The sequence below is a fragment of the Flavobacterium luteolum genome (assembly GCF_027111275.1).
GTDB classification, from domain to species: domain Bacteria; phylum Bacteroidota; class Bacteroidia; order Flavobacteriales; family Flavobacteriaceae; genus Flavobacterium; species Flavobacterium luteolum.
On record NZ_CP114286.1, the window covers coordinates 523,241 to 537,116 of the forward strand.

The 13,876-nt window shown below is 34.7% G+C and carries 13 protein-coding genes; 5 read left to right on the forward strand and 8 right to left on the reverse strand.

The genetic code is table 11. The features are described from left to right. Positions 1 to 7 precede the first annotated feature (7 nt). Positions 8 to 721 (forward strand): exonuclease/endonuclease/phosphatase family protein, encoded by a 714-nt coding sequence (locus OZP10_RS01985; RefSeq protein ID WP_281633273.1) that lies wholly within the window; start codon positions 8 to 10, stop codon positions 719 to 721. A 3-nt stretch (positions 722 to 724) separates the two neighbouring features. Next, positions 725 to 1,345, forward strand: a complete 621-nt coding sequence (locus tag OZP10_RS01990; protein WP_281633274.1) for a class I SAM-dependent methyltransferase — start codon at positions 725 to 727, stop codon at positions 1,343 to 1,345. A 58-nt stretch (positions 1,346 to 1,403) separates the two neighbouring features. On the opposite strand, the gene OZP10_RS01995 is transcribed toward OZP10_RS01990, so the two are convergent. Then, entirely contained in the window at positions 1,404 to 2,108 is a 705-nt protein-coding gene (locus tag OZP10_RS01995) for a Crp/Fnr family transcriptional regulator (protein ID WP_281633275.1), read from the reverse strand. A gap of 177 nt (positions 2,109 to 2,285) precedes the next feature. On the opposite strand from OZP10_RS01995, the gene OZP10_RS02000 reads away from it, so the two are divergent. From OZP10_RS02000 to OZP10_RS02010, 3 genes are all read left to right on the forward strand, one after another. Further along, positions 2,286 to 5,801: a nitrate reductase gene (locus OZP10_RS02000; RefSeq protein ID WP_281633276.1), complete on the forward strand. Its 3,516-nt coding sequence runs from the start codon at positions 2,286 to 2,288 to the stop codon at positions 5,799 to 5,801. 302 nt (positions 5,802 to 6,103) lie between these two features. Further along, on the forward strand, positions 6,104 to 7,534 hold the full coding sequence (locus tag OZP10_RS02005) for a rubredoxin (protein ID WP_281633277.1): 1,431 nt from the start codon (positions 6,104 to 6,106) through the stop codon (positions 7,532 to 7,534). A gap of 132 nt (positions 7,535 to 7,666) precedes the next feature. Beyond that, positions 7,667 to 8,287: a hypothetical protein gene (locus OZP10_RS02010; protein ID WP_281633278.1), complete on the forward strand. Its 621-nt coding sequence runs from the start codon at positions 7,667 to 7,669 to the stop codon at positions 8,285 to 8,287. Positions 8,288 to 8,551: 264 nt separating this feature from the next. Here OZP10_RS02010 and moaA read toward each other — a convergent pair whose 3' ends face one another. From moaA to OZP10_RS02045, 7 genes are all read right to left on the reverse strand, one after another. Further along, positions 8,552 to 9,559, reverse strand: coding sequence for a GTP 3',8-cyclase MoaA (gene moaA / locus OZP10_RS02015; RefSeq protein WP_281633279.1), 1,008 nt, complete (start codon positions 9,557 to 9,559; stop codon positions 8,552 to 8,554). Then, positions 9,546 to 10,460, reverse strand: a complete 915-nt coding sequence (gene moaCB, locus OZP10_RS02020; protein ID WP_281633280.1) for a bifunctional molybdenum cofactor biosynthesis protein MoaC/MoaB — start codon at positions 10,458 to 10,460, stop codon at positions 9,546 to 9,548. Before moaCB ends, moaA begins: the two co-directional genes overlap by 14 nt. Beyond that, complete coding sequence (locus OZP10_RS02025; RefSeq protein WP_281633281.1) at positions 10,460 to 10,891, reverse strand: molybdenum cofactor biosynthesis protein MoaE; 432 nt, start codon at positions 10,889 to 10,891, stop codon at positions 10,460 to 10,462. The genes moaCB and OZP10_RS02025 overlap by 1 nt, the downstream gene beginning before the upstream one ends. A 222-nt stretch (positions 10,892 to 11,113) precedes the next feature. Then, on the reverse strand, positions 11,114 to 12,181 hold the full coding sequence (gene moeB, locus OZP10_RS02030; protein WP_281633282.1) for a HesA/MoeB/ThiF family protein: 1,068 nt from the start codon (positions 12,179 to 12,181) through the stop codon (positions 11,114 to 11,116). A gap of 10 nt (positions 12,182 to 12,191) precedes the next feature. Further along, positions 12,192 to 12,431, reverse strand: a complete 240-nt coding sequence (locus OZP10_RS02035; protein ID WP_281633283.1) for a MoaD/ThiS family protein — start codon at positions 12,429 to 12,431, stop codon at positions 12,192 to 12,194. A 2-nt stretch (positions 12,432 to 12,433) separates the two neighbouring features. Continuing rightward, positions 12,434 to 13,222 carry a uroporphyrinogen-III C-methyltransferase gene (cobA, locus tag OZP10_RS02040; RefSeq protein ID WP_281633284.1) on the reverse strand — a complete coding sequence of 263 codons (789 nt, stop codon included), beginning with the start codon at positions 13,220 to 13,222 and terminating at the stop codon, positions 12,434 to 12,436. 6 nt (positions 13,223 to 13,228) lie between these two features. Continuing rightward, positions 13,229 to 13,801 (reverse strand): molybdenum cofactor guanylyltransferase, encoded by a 573-nt coding sequence (locus OZP10_RS02045; RefSeq protein WP_281633285.1) that lies wholly within the window; start codon positions 13,799 to 13,801, stop codon positions 13,229 to 13,231. Positions 13,802 to 13,876: the final 75 nt, after the last annotated feature.

Sequence of the window (13,876 nt, forward strand, 5' to 3'; positions counted from 1 at the left end):
TTACCAAATGAACCTAATCGCTTGGAACTGCAATATGGCATTCAGAAAAAAAGCTCAATATATTCAAGCTTTGAATCCTGATATTGCTGTAATTTCTGAGTGTGAAAGTCCTGAAAAACTCAAATTCCCAGATGGCACAAAATTACCTTCGGATATTCTTTGGTACGGCGAAAATCCTAATAAAGGAATTGGTATTTTTTCCTTTGGAGATTATAGATTTCAATTGTTAGAATACCATAAACCAGATTTCAAAAACATCCTTCCAATTGCCGTAACAGGCGGAAAAATTGACTTTACTTTATTTGCTATTTGGGCCAATAATCCTACAGATAAAGAGGGCGCTTATATAACTCAAATTTGGAAAGCAATTCATTTTTATGAAGATTTAATCAAAGAAACTAAAACCATTTTAATTGGAGATTTCAACAGCAATACGATTTGGGACAAACCCCGTCGAGAAGGAAATCATACAACGGTTGTAAACAAACTAGCCGAAAAGAATATTTTCAGCACTTATCATAAATACTTCAATCAAATTCAAGGTAAAGAAGAACATCCTACTTGGTATTTGTATCGTCATGAAAACAAACCTTATCATCTTGATTATTGCTTTGCTTCAAATGATTTTATGGAAGTTTTAGAAAGCGTCGAAGTTGGCGCTTACAAAGATTGGACGTTGTACAGTGACCACAAACCTTTAATTATTAAATTCAATATATAAACCATGAACAACTGGACTCAACGTTGGGACGACCGTTACAAAAGCGAAGAATTCGCATACGGCGAAGAACCTAACAATTATTTAAAAGAAGAACTTGAAAAACTAAATCTCGGAACAATCCTTTTTCCTGCCGAAGGCGAAGGAAGAAATGCCATTTTTGCAGCTAAATTAGGCTGGAAAGTTTCAGCATTTGATATAAGTGAAGAAGGAAGAAACAAAGCGCTTCGTTTAGCAGAAAACAATAATGTTTCACTTGATTATCAAGTTGGCGAACTGGAAACTTTAGATTTTCAGGAGGAACAATTTGATGCGATAGCTTTAATTTATGCTCATTTTCCAGCTGCGATAAAATCGGAAATTCACAAACAACTGAATCAACTTTTACGAAAAGGTGGTATTATTATTTTTGAAGCTTTCAGTAAAAAGCATTTAGAATATGTTACCAAAAATGAAAAAGTTGGCGGGCCAAAAGACATCGAATCTCTTTTTTCAATAGAAGAAATCAAAGCTGATTTTCCTAATTATGAAATCATCCAATTAGAAGAAAAAGAAATTGAACTCAACGAAGGTTTATTTCACAACGGAACTGGTTCTGTAATTCGATTTATTGGCAGAAAAAAATAAATCACACTCGACGTAGAGACGCAAAGAAAGCGTCTCTACAATAAGAAACCTTAGAATCTTAAAAATACTTATGCTCCATAATTTCAGATCTCAACTCTGAAACTCCTAAAATCCCAACACGCTTTCCTTCAGTTTTAATCAGCGATTCTTTTTTAAGACTTGATAAAATACGTATTGCCTGCTCTTCTGTAGTTCCTGCAAAATCGGCAATTTCTTTTCTCGAAAGCTCAATATCAATCAAGCCATTATTTTGTCCAAACTTGCGATGAATATAAAGCAATAAATCAATTACACGTTCGCGAACATTCATGTGTGCAATTTTGCGGATGTTATTTTCGCTTTTATTTAATTCCTCGGCATAAAATAGCATCAACGCATACGTAAATTCAGGAATATGCTGCAAAATTTCGAGCATTGTTTCATTGCTGAAATTACACAAAACTGTATCTTCCAAAGCATAAGCGCCAATTAAGTATTTTTTTCCAGTTCCAAATCCGCGAAAGCCAATTATATCTCCATTTTTGGTCAATCGAACAATTTGTTCACGACCGTTAATTCCTGTTTTTACTGTTTTGGCTTTTCCTTTACAAATAAAATAGAGTCCTTGTAAAGACGAACCCTCGGTAATAAACTGATCCGATTTTTTACAGATTATATTCTGTTTTTTAGTAATATAACCTGCCATCTGTTCTAAATGCAGATGTTTCTTAATAAAACAATTTTCATTGACGCAGGAATAACAAATGGTTTGCTCTTCTTTCATGAGTCCTAATTTTTAGCAGATTAAAAACTAATTTGTTGTACCTCATTTATTTTCATCAAAATTAGAAAAATAAATCTAAAAAATAAGTATTAATACGTAAAAATACTTATTTTTGCATAAGTACTTTTCTAAAGTCAGACCAATCACTATAAAGTAGTATCTCTAAATAGAACTCTAATGCAAACTACGAAGATCAAAACTACGTGTTCCTATTGCGGCGTTGGCTGTGGTATAATCGTGACCAATGATGCTAAAAACGGCGTGATGGTAGAAGGCGACAAAGATCATCCTGTAAACAAAGGAATGTTATGTTCAAAAGGAATGAATTTGCATTACGTAGTCAACGATACTTCTGACCGAATTTTATATCCCGAAATGCGCGGGAGCAAATCCTATCCGCTGGAACGCGTAAGTTGGGATACCGCTCTAGACCGTGCTGCTGCTGTTTTTTCCTCTATTATAAAGAAACACGGATCAGATAGCGTTGGTTTTTATATTTCTGGGCAATGTTTAACCGAGGAATATTACTTAGTTAATAAACTAGTTAAAGGATTTCTGAAAACGAATAATATCGATACCAATTCGCGTCTTTGCATGAGTTCGGCAGTTGTGGGTTACAAAAAGACTTTTGGAGAAGATTCTGTTCCCATTGCCTATGATGATATTGAGTTGGCGGACACTTTTTTAATCACAGGAGCAAATCCGGCTTGGTGTCACCCTATTCTTTTCAGAAGATTGGAAAAACACAAAGAGAAAAATCCGAAAACCAAAATAATTTGTATCGATCCCAGAAGAACCGATACGGCCGCTTTTGCCGATTTACATTTGCAGATTATTCCTGGTTCAGATATTATTTTATATCATGCCATTGCGCGAAGAATTATCGAAAAAGGATATGTAGATCATGATTTCGTTAAAAATCACGCAGAAAATTTCAAACAATACAAAGATTTAGTTTTAGGAACTTCTCTTGAAAAAGCTTCTAAACTTTGCGGAATTTCGGTAAACGATATTAAACTTGCCGCCGATATTATTGGGAAAGCAAAAGGTTTTATTTCGCTTTGGGCAATGGGTTTAAACCAAAGTGCAGTTGGAGTAGATAAAAATACAGCATTGCTGAATTTATCTTTATTAACAGGGCAAGTCGGAAAACCAGGTTCTGGACCATTTTCATTAACAGGTCAGCCCAACGCAATGGGCGGACGCGAAGTTGGCGGAATGGCAACACTTTTAGCCGCGCACAAAGACATTGCGAATCCAACACATCGCAAAGAAGTGGCTGATTTTTGGGGTGTTGACGAGATTTCAGATAAACCGGGTTTAACAGCTACGGAAATGTTTGAAGCTTTAGAATCAGGAAAAATGAAAGCGGTTTGGATAATCTGTACAAATCCGTTAGTGAGTTTACCCGATTCTAGAAGAGCCGAAAAAGCACTTCAAAATGCTAAATTCGTAGTCGTTCAGGATATTTCTCACAATGCCGATACAGCCAAATTTGCTGATTTATTATTGCCTGCTGCGGGCTGGTTAGAAAAAGAAGGAACAATGACCAATTCGGAGCGTCGTATTTCTTATCTGCCTAAAGGCATCAATGCACCTGGAGAAGCACTTCCTGATATTGAAATCTTGATTCGTTTTGCTAAAAAAATGAATTTCAACGGATTCAATTTCAACAGTGCCGAAGAAGTTTACAAAGAACATTGTGCGCTTACTAAAAACACTAATATTGATATTTCATTCTTAAATTATAATCGTTTAAAAACTGAAGGCACTTTTCAATGGCCAGTTCCAGATTATAATCATCCAGGAACTCCAAGATTATTTACAGATAAAAAATTCTATACGCCATCTGGAAAAGCAATTTTTAATCTGCCGGTTTCTATCGAAAACACATCGGTTCAGCCAAATGATGAATTTCCTTTTATTTTAACAACGGGAAGAATTCGCGATCAATGGCATACAATGACCAAAACTGGGAAAGTCTCTCGTTTGTTAACACATATTCCAAGTCCAGTTTTAGAAATAAATCCGATTGATGCTTTTAAAAACGATATTAAAAATGGTGACATTGTCGTAGTTTCAAGCAAAAATGGAGAAGTTCGTGTAAAAGCGAAAGTCACCGATACAATCAAAGAAAAAGTAGTTTTTCTACCAATGCATTGGGGAAAACAGCTCGAAAATGATTTGAATAGAACGAATAATTTAACGAATACGGTTGTCGATCCAATTTCAAAAGAACCTGATTTTAAGTTCACAACCGTTTCGATTAAAAAATATGTAAAACCATTCCAGAAAATCGCGATTGTTGGCGCTGGAGCAGCTTCTTTTCGATTTATTCAAAACTATCGTGAATTCAATTCAACCGATGAAATTATTGTTTTTTCGAATGAAATAAATCCGTTTTACAATCGTGTTTTACTTCCTGAATATATGACGGGAGAATTCAGTTGGGAACAGCTTTTAAAGGTAAAAGATGGGGAAGCTTTCAGTAAGTTGAAAATCACAATGAAAGCTGGAGTGGCAATTGAAAAATTAGACCCAAAACAAAAAACAATTATAGATAGTCAAGGTGAAATCCATACTTTCGATTCTTTGATTATAGCAACTGGAAGCCGTCCTTTCGTTCCCGAAAATGCACAGCTTCATCTTCCTGGACGTTTTACCGTTAGAAGAAAAGAAGATGCTGATCGCTTGAAAAAACACTTGGACAGCACTAATCTTCCGCCAGAAGAACAGCACGTTGTCATTATCGGCGGCGGATTATTAGGATTAGAATTGGCCGCAGCTTTAAAACATAAAAAAGTAAAAACAACTATAATTCAAAGGGCTTCACGTTTAATGGAGCGCCAATTAGACCGAATTTCAAGCAAATTATTGGCCGAAGAAGTTCAGCTTCGTGATATTCAAATTTATTTTGACAATGAAGTCAGTACGGTTTTCGAAACTGATAATCCGAATGAAATCGAAATTGCTTTAAAAAGTGGGAAAATCATAACGGCAAATGCAATTGTATACACGATTGGAACTATTCCGAATATTGAAATTGCTCGTGAAAGCGGTTTAGCTTGCGGACGTGGCATAAAAGTCAATCAGTATTTGCAGACTTCAAATCCGGATATTTTTGCAATTGGAGAAATAGCAGAATTTGATAATAAGTTATTCGGAATTACTTCTGCAGCTGAAGAACAAGCTGATATTCTAGCGAATTTCCTTGCTGGCGATATTAGCAGTTATTACAAAGGTTCGATTTTAATGAATATTCTAAAATTAGAAGACATTAATCTTTGCAGTATTGGCGACCTTACCATTCCTGAAAATGACGATTCGTACGAAGAAATTGTTTTTGCCGATTTAAAAAAACGTTATTACAAAAAGTGCATCGTAAAAGACGATCTTTTAGTTGGTGCCATTTTAATGGGAGATAAAAATGAGTTCGCCGAATTCAAAACGATGATTGAAAGCAAAATCGAATTATCAGACAAACGAAATACGCTTTTGAGAGGAAGTTCAAACGCAAAACCCGTTTTAGGTAAATTAGTCTGTTCGTGCAGTCAGGTTGGGGCTGGAAACATTGAAGAATCCATTAAAAGTGGTGTTAATGATTTCACTGAATTATGCAAAAATACAGGTGCAGGTTTAGGATGTGGAAGTTGTAAAACAGAGGTAAAGGAAATATTGGCAAAGTGTAAATAGTTTGTTTTGTTTCAGGTTTCAGGTTTCAAGTTGCTTTACTTTGAGCATAAATTTTAACGCAAAGAGCGCAAAAGTTTTTCGCAAAGTTTCGCAAAGTTTATTTTTTTTAAGTAGACAAAGTTCACAAAGCTTTGAATAAAAATTTTAAGTATTGCTTTGCGAACTTTTCGATAGAAAATAATTTTGCACAGAATATAAACCTTCAAAACTTTGCGAAAAACTTTTGCGCTCTTTGCGTTTAAATCAACACAATCCAGAAACTTGAAACCTGAAACAAAGAAAACCTGAAACAAAAAGAAAAAATGGAACTGACAAGATTAATAGTAAAAGGAGGCGTTATTTCGCCAGGAGAACTTAAAGAAGTTGTAAACATCGCTTTGAAAGAAGGTCTGGATTCGATTTCGTTTGGTTCTAGACAGGATATTATTTTCCCAAAAGGCTTTAAATCTTTAGATAAAACCACTTTAGGAAAACATCATTTTGTTTATCCGGATCAAAAAAGCGGCAACAATATTGTTTCATCTTATGTTTCGACAGATATTTTCAGAAATACCAATTGGCTTACTGGAAATAGATTTTTATATATTTTGGAAGAATTTAAAGAACAGCCAAAACTTAAAGTCAACATAACCGATCCGAAACAGCAATTAGTTCCTTTGTTTACAGGACATTTAAACTTTATCGCTTCGGAGCATGAAGATTATTGGTACTTATACATTCGTCTTCCAAAATGGGAGAAAATAGAAGTCTATCCTGTTTTGATTTACAGCTGGGATCTGGCTAAGATTTATTACGAAATCGAAAAGATTTCCGAAGAAGAAATAACGGATATCGAACTGCTTTTTACTTTGGTAAGCGAAGCTTTAGATACCAACAACAGAACAATCGACAAACCGTTGAATATTCCTTTTTATCCATTTCCGTATTATGAAGGAATGAATAGAATGGGAATTGATCAATATTGGTTGGGTTTGTATTGGAGAAATAATTTATACGATTTGGATTTCTTAAAAGAAATGTGCGATTTGTGTTTTGAATGCAAAATCGGGAAAATCTGTATCACTCCTTGGAAATCTTTCATTATAAAAGGAATTCCGAAAGATCGAAAACTAGAATGGGAAAAATTCTTAGGGAAACGAGGCATTAACGTACGACATTCTTTATTAGAATTAAATTGGCATTTACCTGTTGCGATGGAATGGGCTTTGAATCTTAAAACTTTTCTGGTTCGAACTTTAGATCAATTTGACATCAGCACCTATGGATTGAACTTTGGAATTTCAGAATACAATCGCGACGGACATTATTTTACTTCAATTGTCATCGAAAAAAATGAGCTTCCAAAAGACTTGGAATCTATTAAGATCAGAGACACTTATAATGTTTTGTTTGCGAAGAATTTCGACCCAAATACGCGTGAATACATTGTACACTCTCAAGATATCGACAAACTGGAACTGCCAACCATTTTAATTGAGTTAAGCCGAAAATATTTTGACGAACTTGGAAACACAGCTGCAGAAACAACAGAAAATCTTCAGAAAAAAGAAAAACCACAGTTGGATATATACCAATGCCAGGAATGCTTAACCCTTTACAATTCTCAATACGGAGACGAAACCCAAGGAATTCCAAAAGGTCTTTTGTTTGAAAATCTCCCAGAATCTTATTGCTGTTCTCTTTGTGAAGCACCAAAAAGTAATTTTAGAATTTTGGAAGCAGTTGAAAATTAGCGAGTTCTATTATTTCTGTATTCAAAAATTGCGTATATTTAACTTAACTAAGAGTTTATATTTAAAGAAATATACTTCGAAGTCTTTAAAATCACTTGGTTAAAATCTATTCATTCAATAAAAAATACAGTTATGATAAAAAGAACAACACAATCTTCTGCTGACAAAGCTACTGATGTTCCAGCAGAAACAGCTGTAGAAAGTACTACAGAAATACAACCAGAAACTAAGACAACAATTAAAAGAACTACTAGAACTGCAGTAAAACCAACAACTGCAAAAACAGCCACTACTAGAACGGCTGCTACAAAAGCACCTGCTGCAACTGTCAAAACTGCAGCAAAAACTCCCATAAGAGCGGCTTCTAAAACAGCACCAGGAGCCACGGTGAAAAAACCTGCAACAACAGCTGCAAAAACAGAACCTATCGTTTCTGAAATTGTAGAAATTAAAACCAATGACGTTGCAGAAAACAAACCTGTTGTAACTGTTGAGAAAATTGGTAAAGAGAAAAACGACATAAAATCAAAGCTTAAAGCTAAACTTAAAGCCAAAAAAGACAAAGAAAAGAAAAGAGAAAAAGCGATTAAAGCTGTTATCAAAAAATTAGAAAAAGCGAAAAAAGCAAAACTAAAAGCAGCTGAAAAGAAAAAAGAAAAGGCTAAAAAAGCGAAAGAAAAAGCTAAAGCTAAGAAAGTTGCTGACAAAAAAGCTAAAGCACAAAAAAAAGCAAAAGCTAAAAAGAAAAAATAGTATTCTGAGAAGGTTTGACTTTGAAAAAAGTTAAACCTTTTTTTATTTTCATTAGCAATGTACATACAGTTTGTCATTCTGAGAAACGAAGACACGAACGATAGCGAACTGGCGAAGCAATCGCACTCGTAAATCGACAAAGATTGGAGAATTACTATGACGAGCTTCTAGTGTGATTCTTCGTTCCTCAGAATGACAAAGCTATGCGGTTAAGACGTCGACTTCACTAAGCCAGACAATTCACAATTAACAATTCACAATTAATTACCCCCCAATCGCAATCATGCTGCGATTATCAAAATGTTTTGTAGGATCGTCCATTTCATCCATCGTAACCATTCCTGCACGGACTTTCTTTTTATTTTGAATGGATTCTGAAATCAAATCAGTAATAGATTCTCCATTTCTAAAAGCAGTTAATAAGTCAGTTTCTGAATTAGAGAAAAGGCAGTTTTTTATTTTTCCGTCTGCCGTCAAGCGGATGCGGTTGCAACTGTCACAAAACGGATTTGTGATGGAACTGATAATTCCGAAATCGCCTTGAAAACCTTTTATTTTATAATTTCTTGAAGTGAAGTTTTTTTCGTCTTCTAGTTTTTGAATTTCTTCCGAAGAAAATTGCGTTTCAACTAACGCTAAAATTTCGTTCTGTGATACCATTTTGCTTCTGTCCCACTCGTTTCCAGCAAATGGCATGAATTCTATAAATCGAACCGAAATAGGCAGAAACTGAGTCAGTTTTACAAAATCTACAATTTCATTATCATTAAACCCTTTTATCAAAACCACATTTACTTTTACCTGAAAATCGTTATTCAAAAGTAAATGCAGATTATCAATCACTTTCTCAAACTGATTTCTAAGCGTTATTGAAGCGAATTTAGAAGAAACCAAAGTATCTAAACTCAGATTGATTTTTTTGACATTAAACTGCTTTAAAACCTCAATTTGACGATCAATTAAAATTCCGTTTGTAGTCAAAGAAAGTGAAATGTTTAAGTGCGATAATTTAGAAACAATTTCTGGAAAATCTTTTCTTAGCAAAGGTTCACCGCCAGTTAACCTGATTTTTTCAACACCATTTTTTACGAAAGTCTGAGCAATTGCAAAAATCTCATCGGCAGTCATTAAACTAGCTTTTGGAGACAATGCGATTCCATCCGCTGGCATACAATATGTACAACGCAGGTTGCATTTTTCCAGCAGCGAAATGCGCAGATAATTATGCTTGCGCCCAAAACCATCCGTCAAAATAGTATTAGAGGCTGTCATGATTTTTTCCTTTTAAAATATGAAAAACATGCATTACATGCGGAAAAACAGCATCCATAGATTCTCTTACACCGTTTGTTGAACCCGGCAAAGCCAAAACTAGGCTTTTTCCTAAAGTACCTGCAACACTTCGAGAAAGCATGGCGTACGGCATTCTTTGCTGACCGTAACTGCGAATGGCTTCTTCAATTCCTGGAATTCTGCTTTCCAATAATGGTTCTAAGGCTTCTGGTGTAACATCTCTTGGTGATAATCCAGTTCCGCCTGTAAAAATAACCAGCTGATTTTCTTTAGCGAAAGCTTTTGTTTTTTCCTGAATAATATCCAATTCATCTGGAATGATTTCGTAGTGAGAAGTTTCTACTCCGTACGAATCTAGTTTTTCTACAATTGTTTTTCCTGAACGATCTTCTTTATCGCCCGCAAAAATGGAATCGGAACAAACGAAAACCGCAGCTTTAATTACATTCGGGAATTTATTTTTGAAAGACGATTTTCCGCCTTCTTTATTAATTAATTTGATAGTCGAAATTTCGATTTCCTTGTCAATTGGTTTCAGCATATCGTACATTGTCAAGGCTACAATCGAAGCTCCATGCATGGCTTCAACCTCAACTCCAGTTTTATAAACAGTCTTTACACTGAAAATAATATGAATTTCTAATCCTTCTATATTGTATTCAACAGCAGTATACTCAATTGGAAGCGGATGACAATCTGGAATGGACAAATGGGTATTTTTTACCGCAAATAATCCGGCAGTTTTTGCCATTTCCAGTACGTTTCCTTTTGGCACCAAATTATTGACAACAGCATCAATAGTTTCCTGTCTACTGACTTTTACAATTGCAGTTGCTGTTGCTTTTCTTAATGTGCTTATTTTATGCGTAATATCTACCATTAACTATTTTGTTTCCAAGTGAATGTATCGTTTTCAAACATTTCTTTGCCAAAAATTGGCACATCTGTTTTTATCCAGTTTACGATCGCTTCCGTTGCCTCATAAACTTGCTTGCGACGTGTTGCCGAAACAAAAACGAACAAACAGATTTCGCCCGCTTTTACAACGCCTAAGCTGTGATATATATGCATGCAGGTTAAGTCAAACTTAGCGAAGGCCTTTTCGCGAATGGCATACAAAGCTTCATTTGCCATGTCTTTATAAGCTGAATAATCGATTGCTACGACTGTGTTATCATGAATAACATCGGCACGAACTTGTCCTAGAAAAATATTGTGCGCTCCAATCGTATGTTTTGATTGGTGTTTAGCGATCGATTCGGCTATAAATTCAGGAGCAATTGGCCCTTCTACAAATACATTTTTACTCATTTTTTATTTTTTTTTGCCACAGATTATATGGATTAAAATGATTTTTCTTTTGCCACGAAATACACGAATTTTCACGAATTAAAACTCAATATTGTCATTTCGACGAAGGAGAAATCTTCGCAAGTAGCTCCGCACAGTATTTCCCCAATCTTTGTCGAGTTTCTCGTGGAGATTTCTCCTTCGTCGAAATGACAAACTAGACGAACATTTTAAAATCTATGACTATATTTTTATTTCTTGTAATAATTGTTTCATTGCCAAAGCGCCACCTGCAATGCTTTTTGCATATTTAAATTGATACTTTTGAAGCAATTCGACTGCGATTTTACTTCTAATTCCAGATTGACAGAAAACATAGATTTTTTGGTTTTTATCCAGTTTTTCTATTTCCTTTTCTAAATGCATTAACGGAATCTGAATTTGATTATGTAAACTGATTTTTGGCACTTCATCTTCATTTCGAACATCTAAAAAAAGAACCTCATCGTTTTCTATTTCATCCAAAAGAAGTTCAAATTTTATTTCTTCAATTTCTGTTTTATTATATTTTTCTTCGAATGCTTCTCTGCTTATAGACTGAAAATCGCTTTTATCGAAATCATACTTCTGCTGTTCATTATTCAAAATAGTATAAACCAAAATTTTTCCGCTTAAAACTTCTCCAACTCCAAGAATTATCTTTATGACTTCATTGGCCTGAAACATTCCGATAATTCCAACTGAAACGCCAATTACGCCAGCGTCTTCACAATTTGCAGCATTCGAATTTTCATCTGGATACAAGCATCTGTATGTTGGTCCGTTTTGATAATTGAAAACTGAAACTTGCCCCTGAAATCTAAAAATAGATCCGTAAACCATTGGTTTATTCGTCACGACACAAGCATCATTAATTAGATATTTTATCGAAATATTGTCTGTTGCATCTACGATAATATCATATTTTTCAAATAACGAAATGGCATTTCTTCCAGATAATTTTTCAGAGAAAGCATTCACTTTTATTTCTGGATTTAATTCTGAAATCATCGTTTTAGCTTCTTCAGCTTTGGATTTTCCAACAGCCGAAGTTTTATAAATAACCTGACGATGAAGATTCGAAACATCAATTACATCATCATCAACAATTCCGATTTCACCAATTCCTGCACCAGCCAAATAAGGCAAAACTGCAGCACCCAAACCACCAGCACCAATCACCAAGACTTTTGCTTTTGATAATTTATACTGGCCTTCTACTCCTATTTCAGGAAGAATTGTCTGTCGGTTATATCGTGTTGATTCTTTCATAATTTTTCAATTAACCGCCAGCAAATGGAGGCAACAAAGCTACAATATCGCTAGTCTGTAAAGTATAATCTGAAGTTTTAGAAACTATCTTCTGATTTACCGCAACGCTAAAAGTCAGTGATTTGAATTCATATTTCTCGTTCAAATCCTGCAACAATTTTTGCAATGACAATTCTTCAGAAAAAGATAACTTTTCGAATTCACATTTTGTCTTTTCAGCAACAGCTCCAAAATATTTAACCTCGATCATTTTTATAAATTTAAATTCTGGAAAATGAATTCGTCTTCAAAGTGTTCTTGAAAATACGAAATCCAGCTCGATGTATTTCTGACTACTTCACCAATCACGATAATGGCTGGCGATGATATATTTTTTTCAACCACCAATTTAGTAATTGTATTGATAGTTCCTATTACTTTTTGCTCCGAATTTTTCGTTCCGTTTTGTATAATGGCAATTGGCAGATCATCATTTCTGTTTTGCTGATAGATTGAAATAATTTCATACAGTTTATGCATCCCCATTAAAATCACAACAGTTGCTGCCGATTTTGAAGCCAAATGAACGTCTTTTGACAATTCATGAGATGAAGTTGTTCCTGTGATAACCCAAAAACTTTCGGCCACTTTGCGCTGTGTCAAACTGATTCCGACTGAAGCAGGAACTCCTAGTGCTGACGAAATTCCAGGCACAATAGCTGTTTCTATTCCGAAATCTTCAGCAAATTCAATTTCTTCACTTCCTCTTCCAAAAACAAACGGATCACCGCCTTTTAAACGAACCACATGTCCGTGAGTTTTTGCCATGGAAACAATCAATTCGTTAATCTGATCTTGTGTGTACGCGTGACAGCCCAAACGTTTTCCAACAAAAACAATTTCTGCATTCGATGCATATTCTAGTAATTCTTCGTTTACCAAAGCATCATACAAAACTACATCGGCACTTTTTAAAGCTTTAATTGCTTTTAGCGTAATCAATTCAACATCGCCTGGGCCAGCGCCGACAATGGTTAATTTTGGTGTTTTTAAAGTTTTCATAATGCCTTAAATTGAATTGATATTTAAATCATCTAATTCGTCTGCCGAATTAATATTACTTAAATGATAATTTTCACTTTCTTCTATATTGATAATCTGATGTGGCAGTTTTGCTAGCAGATCCATCATTTTTAATTCATTAGAATCAATTGCTTCTTTTATTACCGGAACAATATTTTTTGAATAAATTCCGATTAATGGATGGGTTTTACTTTCAGATGCAAAAACTGTAATTCCCGCTTCTTGTGTATGCTTTGAAATTAATTCCTGCAGTAATTCGGTTGAAATTAACGGAATATCACAGCTTAAAATCAGATTGAATTCGGTTTCAGAATATGACAGTGCGGTGTAAATTCCTCCCAACGGACCTCTGTCTACTATTAAATCTGGTATTTTTTGATAGGGCAAATAATCATATTCTTTTGATCCTGTAATCAGCTTAATTTGATCTGTTATGGGTAAAATAGCCTGAATAATATGTTCGATAAATGGCTTATCCTGAAACAAAACCAATCCTTTTTCTGATTGCATTCTGGTGCTTTTTCCTCCGCAAAGAATAAATACTGTTAGTGTTTCCATAGTTTTTTTGTTTCAGGTTTAAATTGAAAAGTTTTTTTACCGCAAAGTGCGCTAAGTTTTTTATTCTTTTAACCT

Bases quoted from the DNA above. Each gene is read 5' to 3' on its own strand.
- OZP10_RS02045 (WP_281633285.1), bottom strand. From the start codon at position 13,801: ATGGAAACACTAACAGTATTTATTCTTTGCGGAGGAAAAAGCACCAGA.
- OZP10_RS01990 (WP_281633274.1), top strand. From the start codon at position 725: ATGAACAACTGGACTCAACGTTGGGACGACCGTTACAAAAGCGAAGAA.
- OZP10_RS02025 (WP_281633281.1), bottom strand. From the start codon at position 10,891: ATGAGTAAAAATGTATTTGTAGAAGGGCCAATTGCTCCTGAATTTATA.
- OZP10_RS01995 (WP_281633275.1), bottom strand. From the start codon at position 2,108: ATGAAAGAAGAGCAAACCATTTGTTATTCCTGCGTCAATGAAAATTGT.
- moaA (WP_281633279.1), bottom strand. From the start codon at position 9,559: ATGACAGCCTCTAATACTATTTTGACGGATGGTTTTGGGCGCAAGCAT.
- moeB (WP_281633282.1), bottom strand. From the start codon at position 12,181: ATGAAAGAATCAACACGATATAACCGACAGACAATTCTTCCTGAAATA.
- OZP10_RS01985 (WP_281633273.1), top strand. From the start codon at position 8: ATGAACCTAATCGCTTGGAACTGCAATATGGCATTCAGAAAAAAAGCT.
- OZP10_RS02005 (WP_281633277.1), top strand. From the start codon at position 6,104: ATGGAACTGACAAGATTAATAGTAAAAGGAGGCGTTATTTCGCCAGGA.
- OZP10_RS02000 (WP_281633276.1), top strand. From the start codon at position 2,286: ATGCAAACTACGAAGATCAAAACTACGTGTTCCTATTGCGGCGTTGGC.
- OZP10_RS02035 (WP_281633283.1), bottom strand. From the start codon at position 12,431: ATGATCGAGGTTAAATATTTTGGAGCTGTTGCTGAAAAGACAAAATGT.
- cobA (WP_281633284.1), bottom strand. From the start codon at position 13,222: ATGAAAACTTTAAAAACACCAAAATTAACCATTGTCGGCGCTGGCCCA.
- OZP10_RS02010 (WP_281633278.1), top strand. From the start codon at position 7,667: ATGATAAAAAGAACAACACAATCTTCTGCTGACAAAGCTACTGATGTT.
- moaCB (WP_281633280.1), bottom strand. From the start codon at position 10,460: ATGGTAGATATTACGCATAAAATAAGCACATTAAGAAAAGCAACAGCA.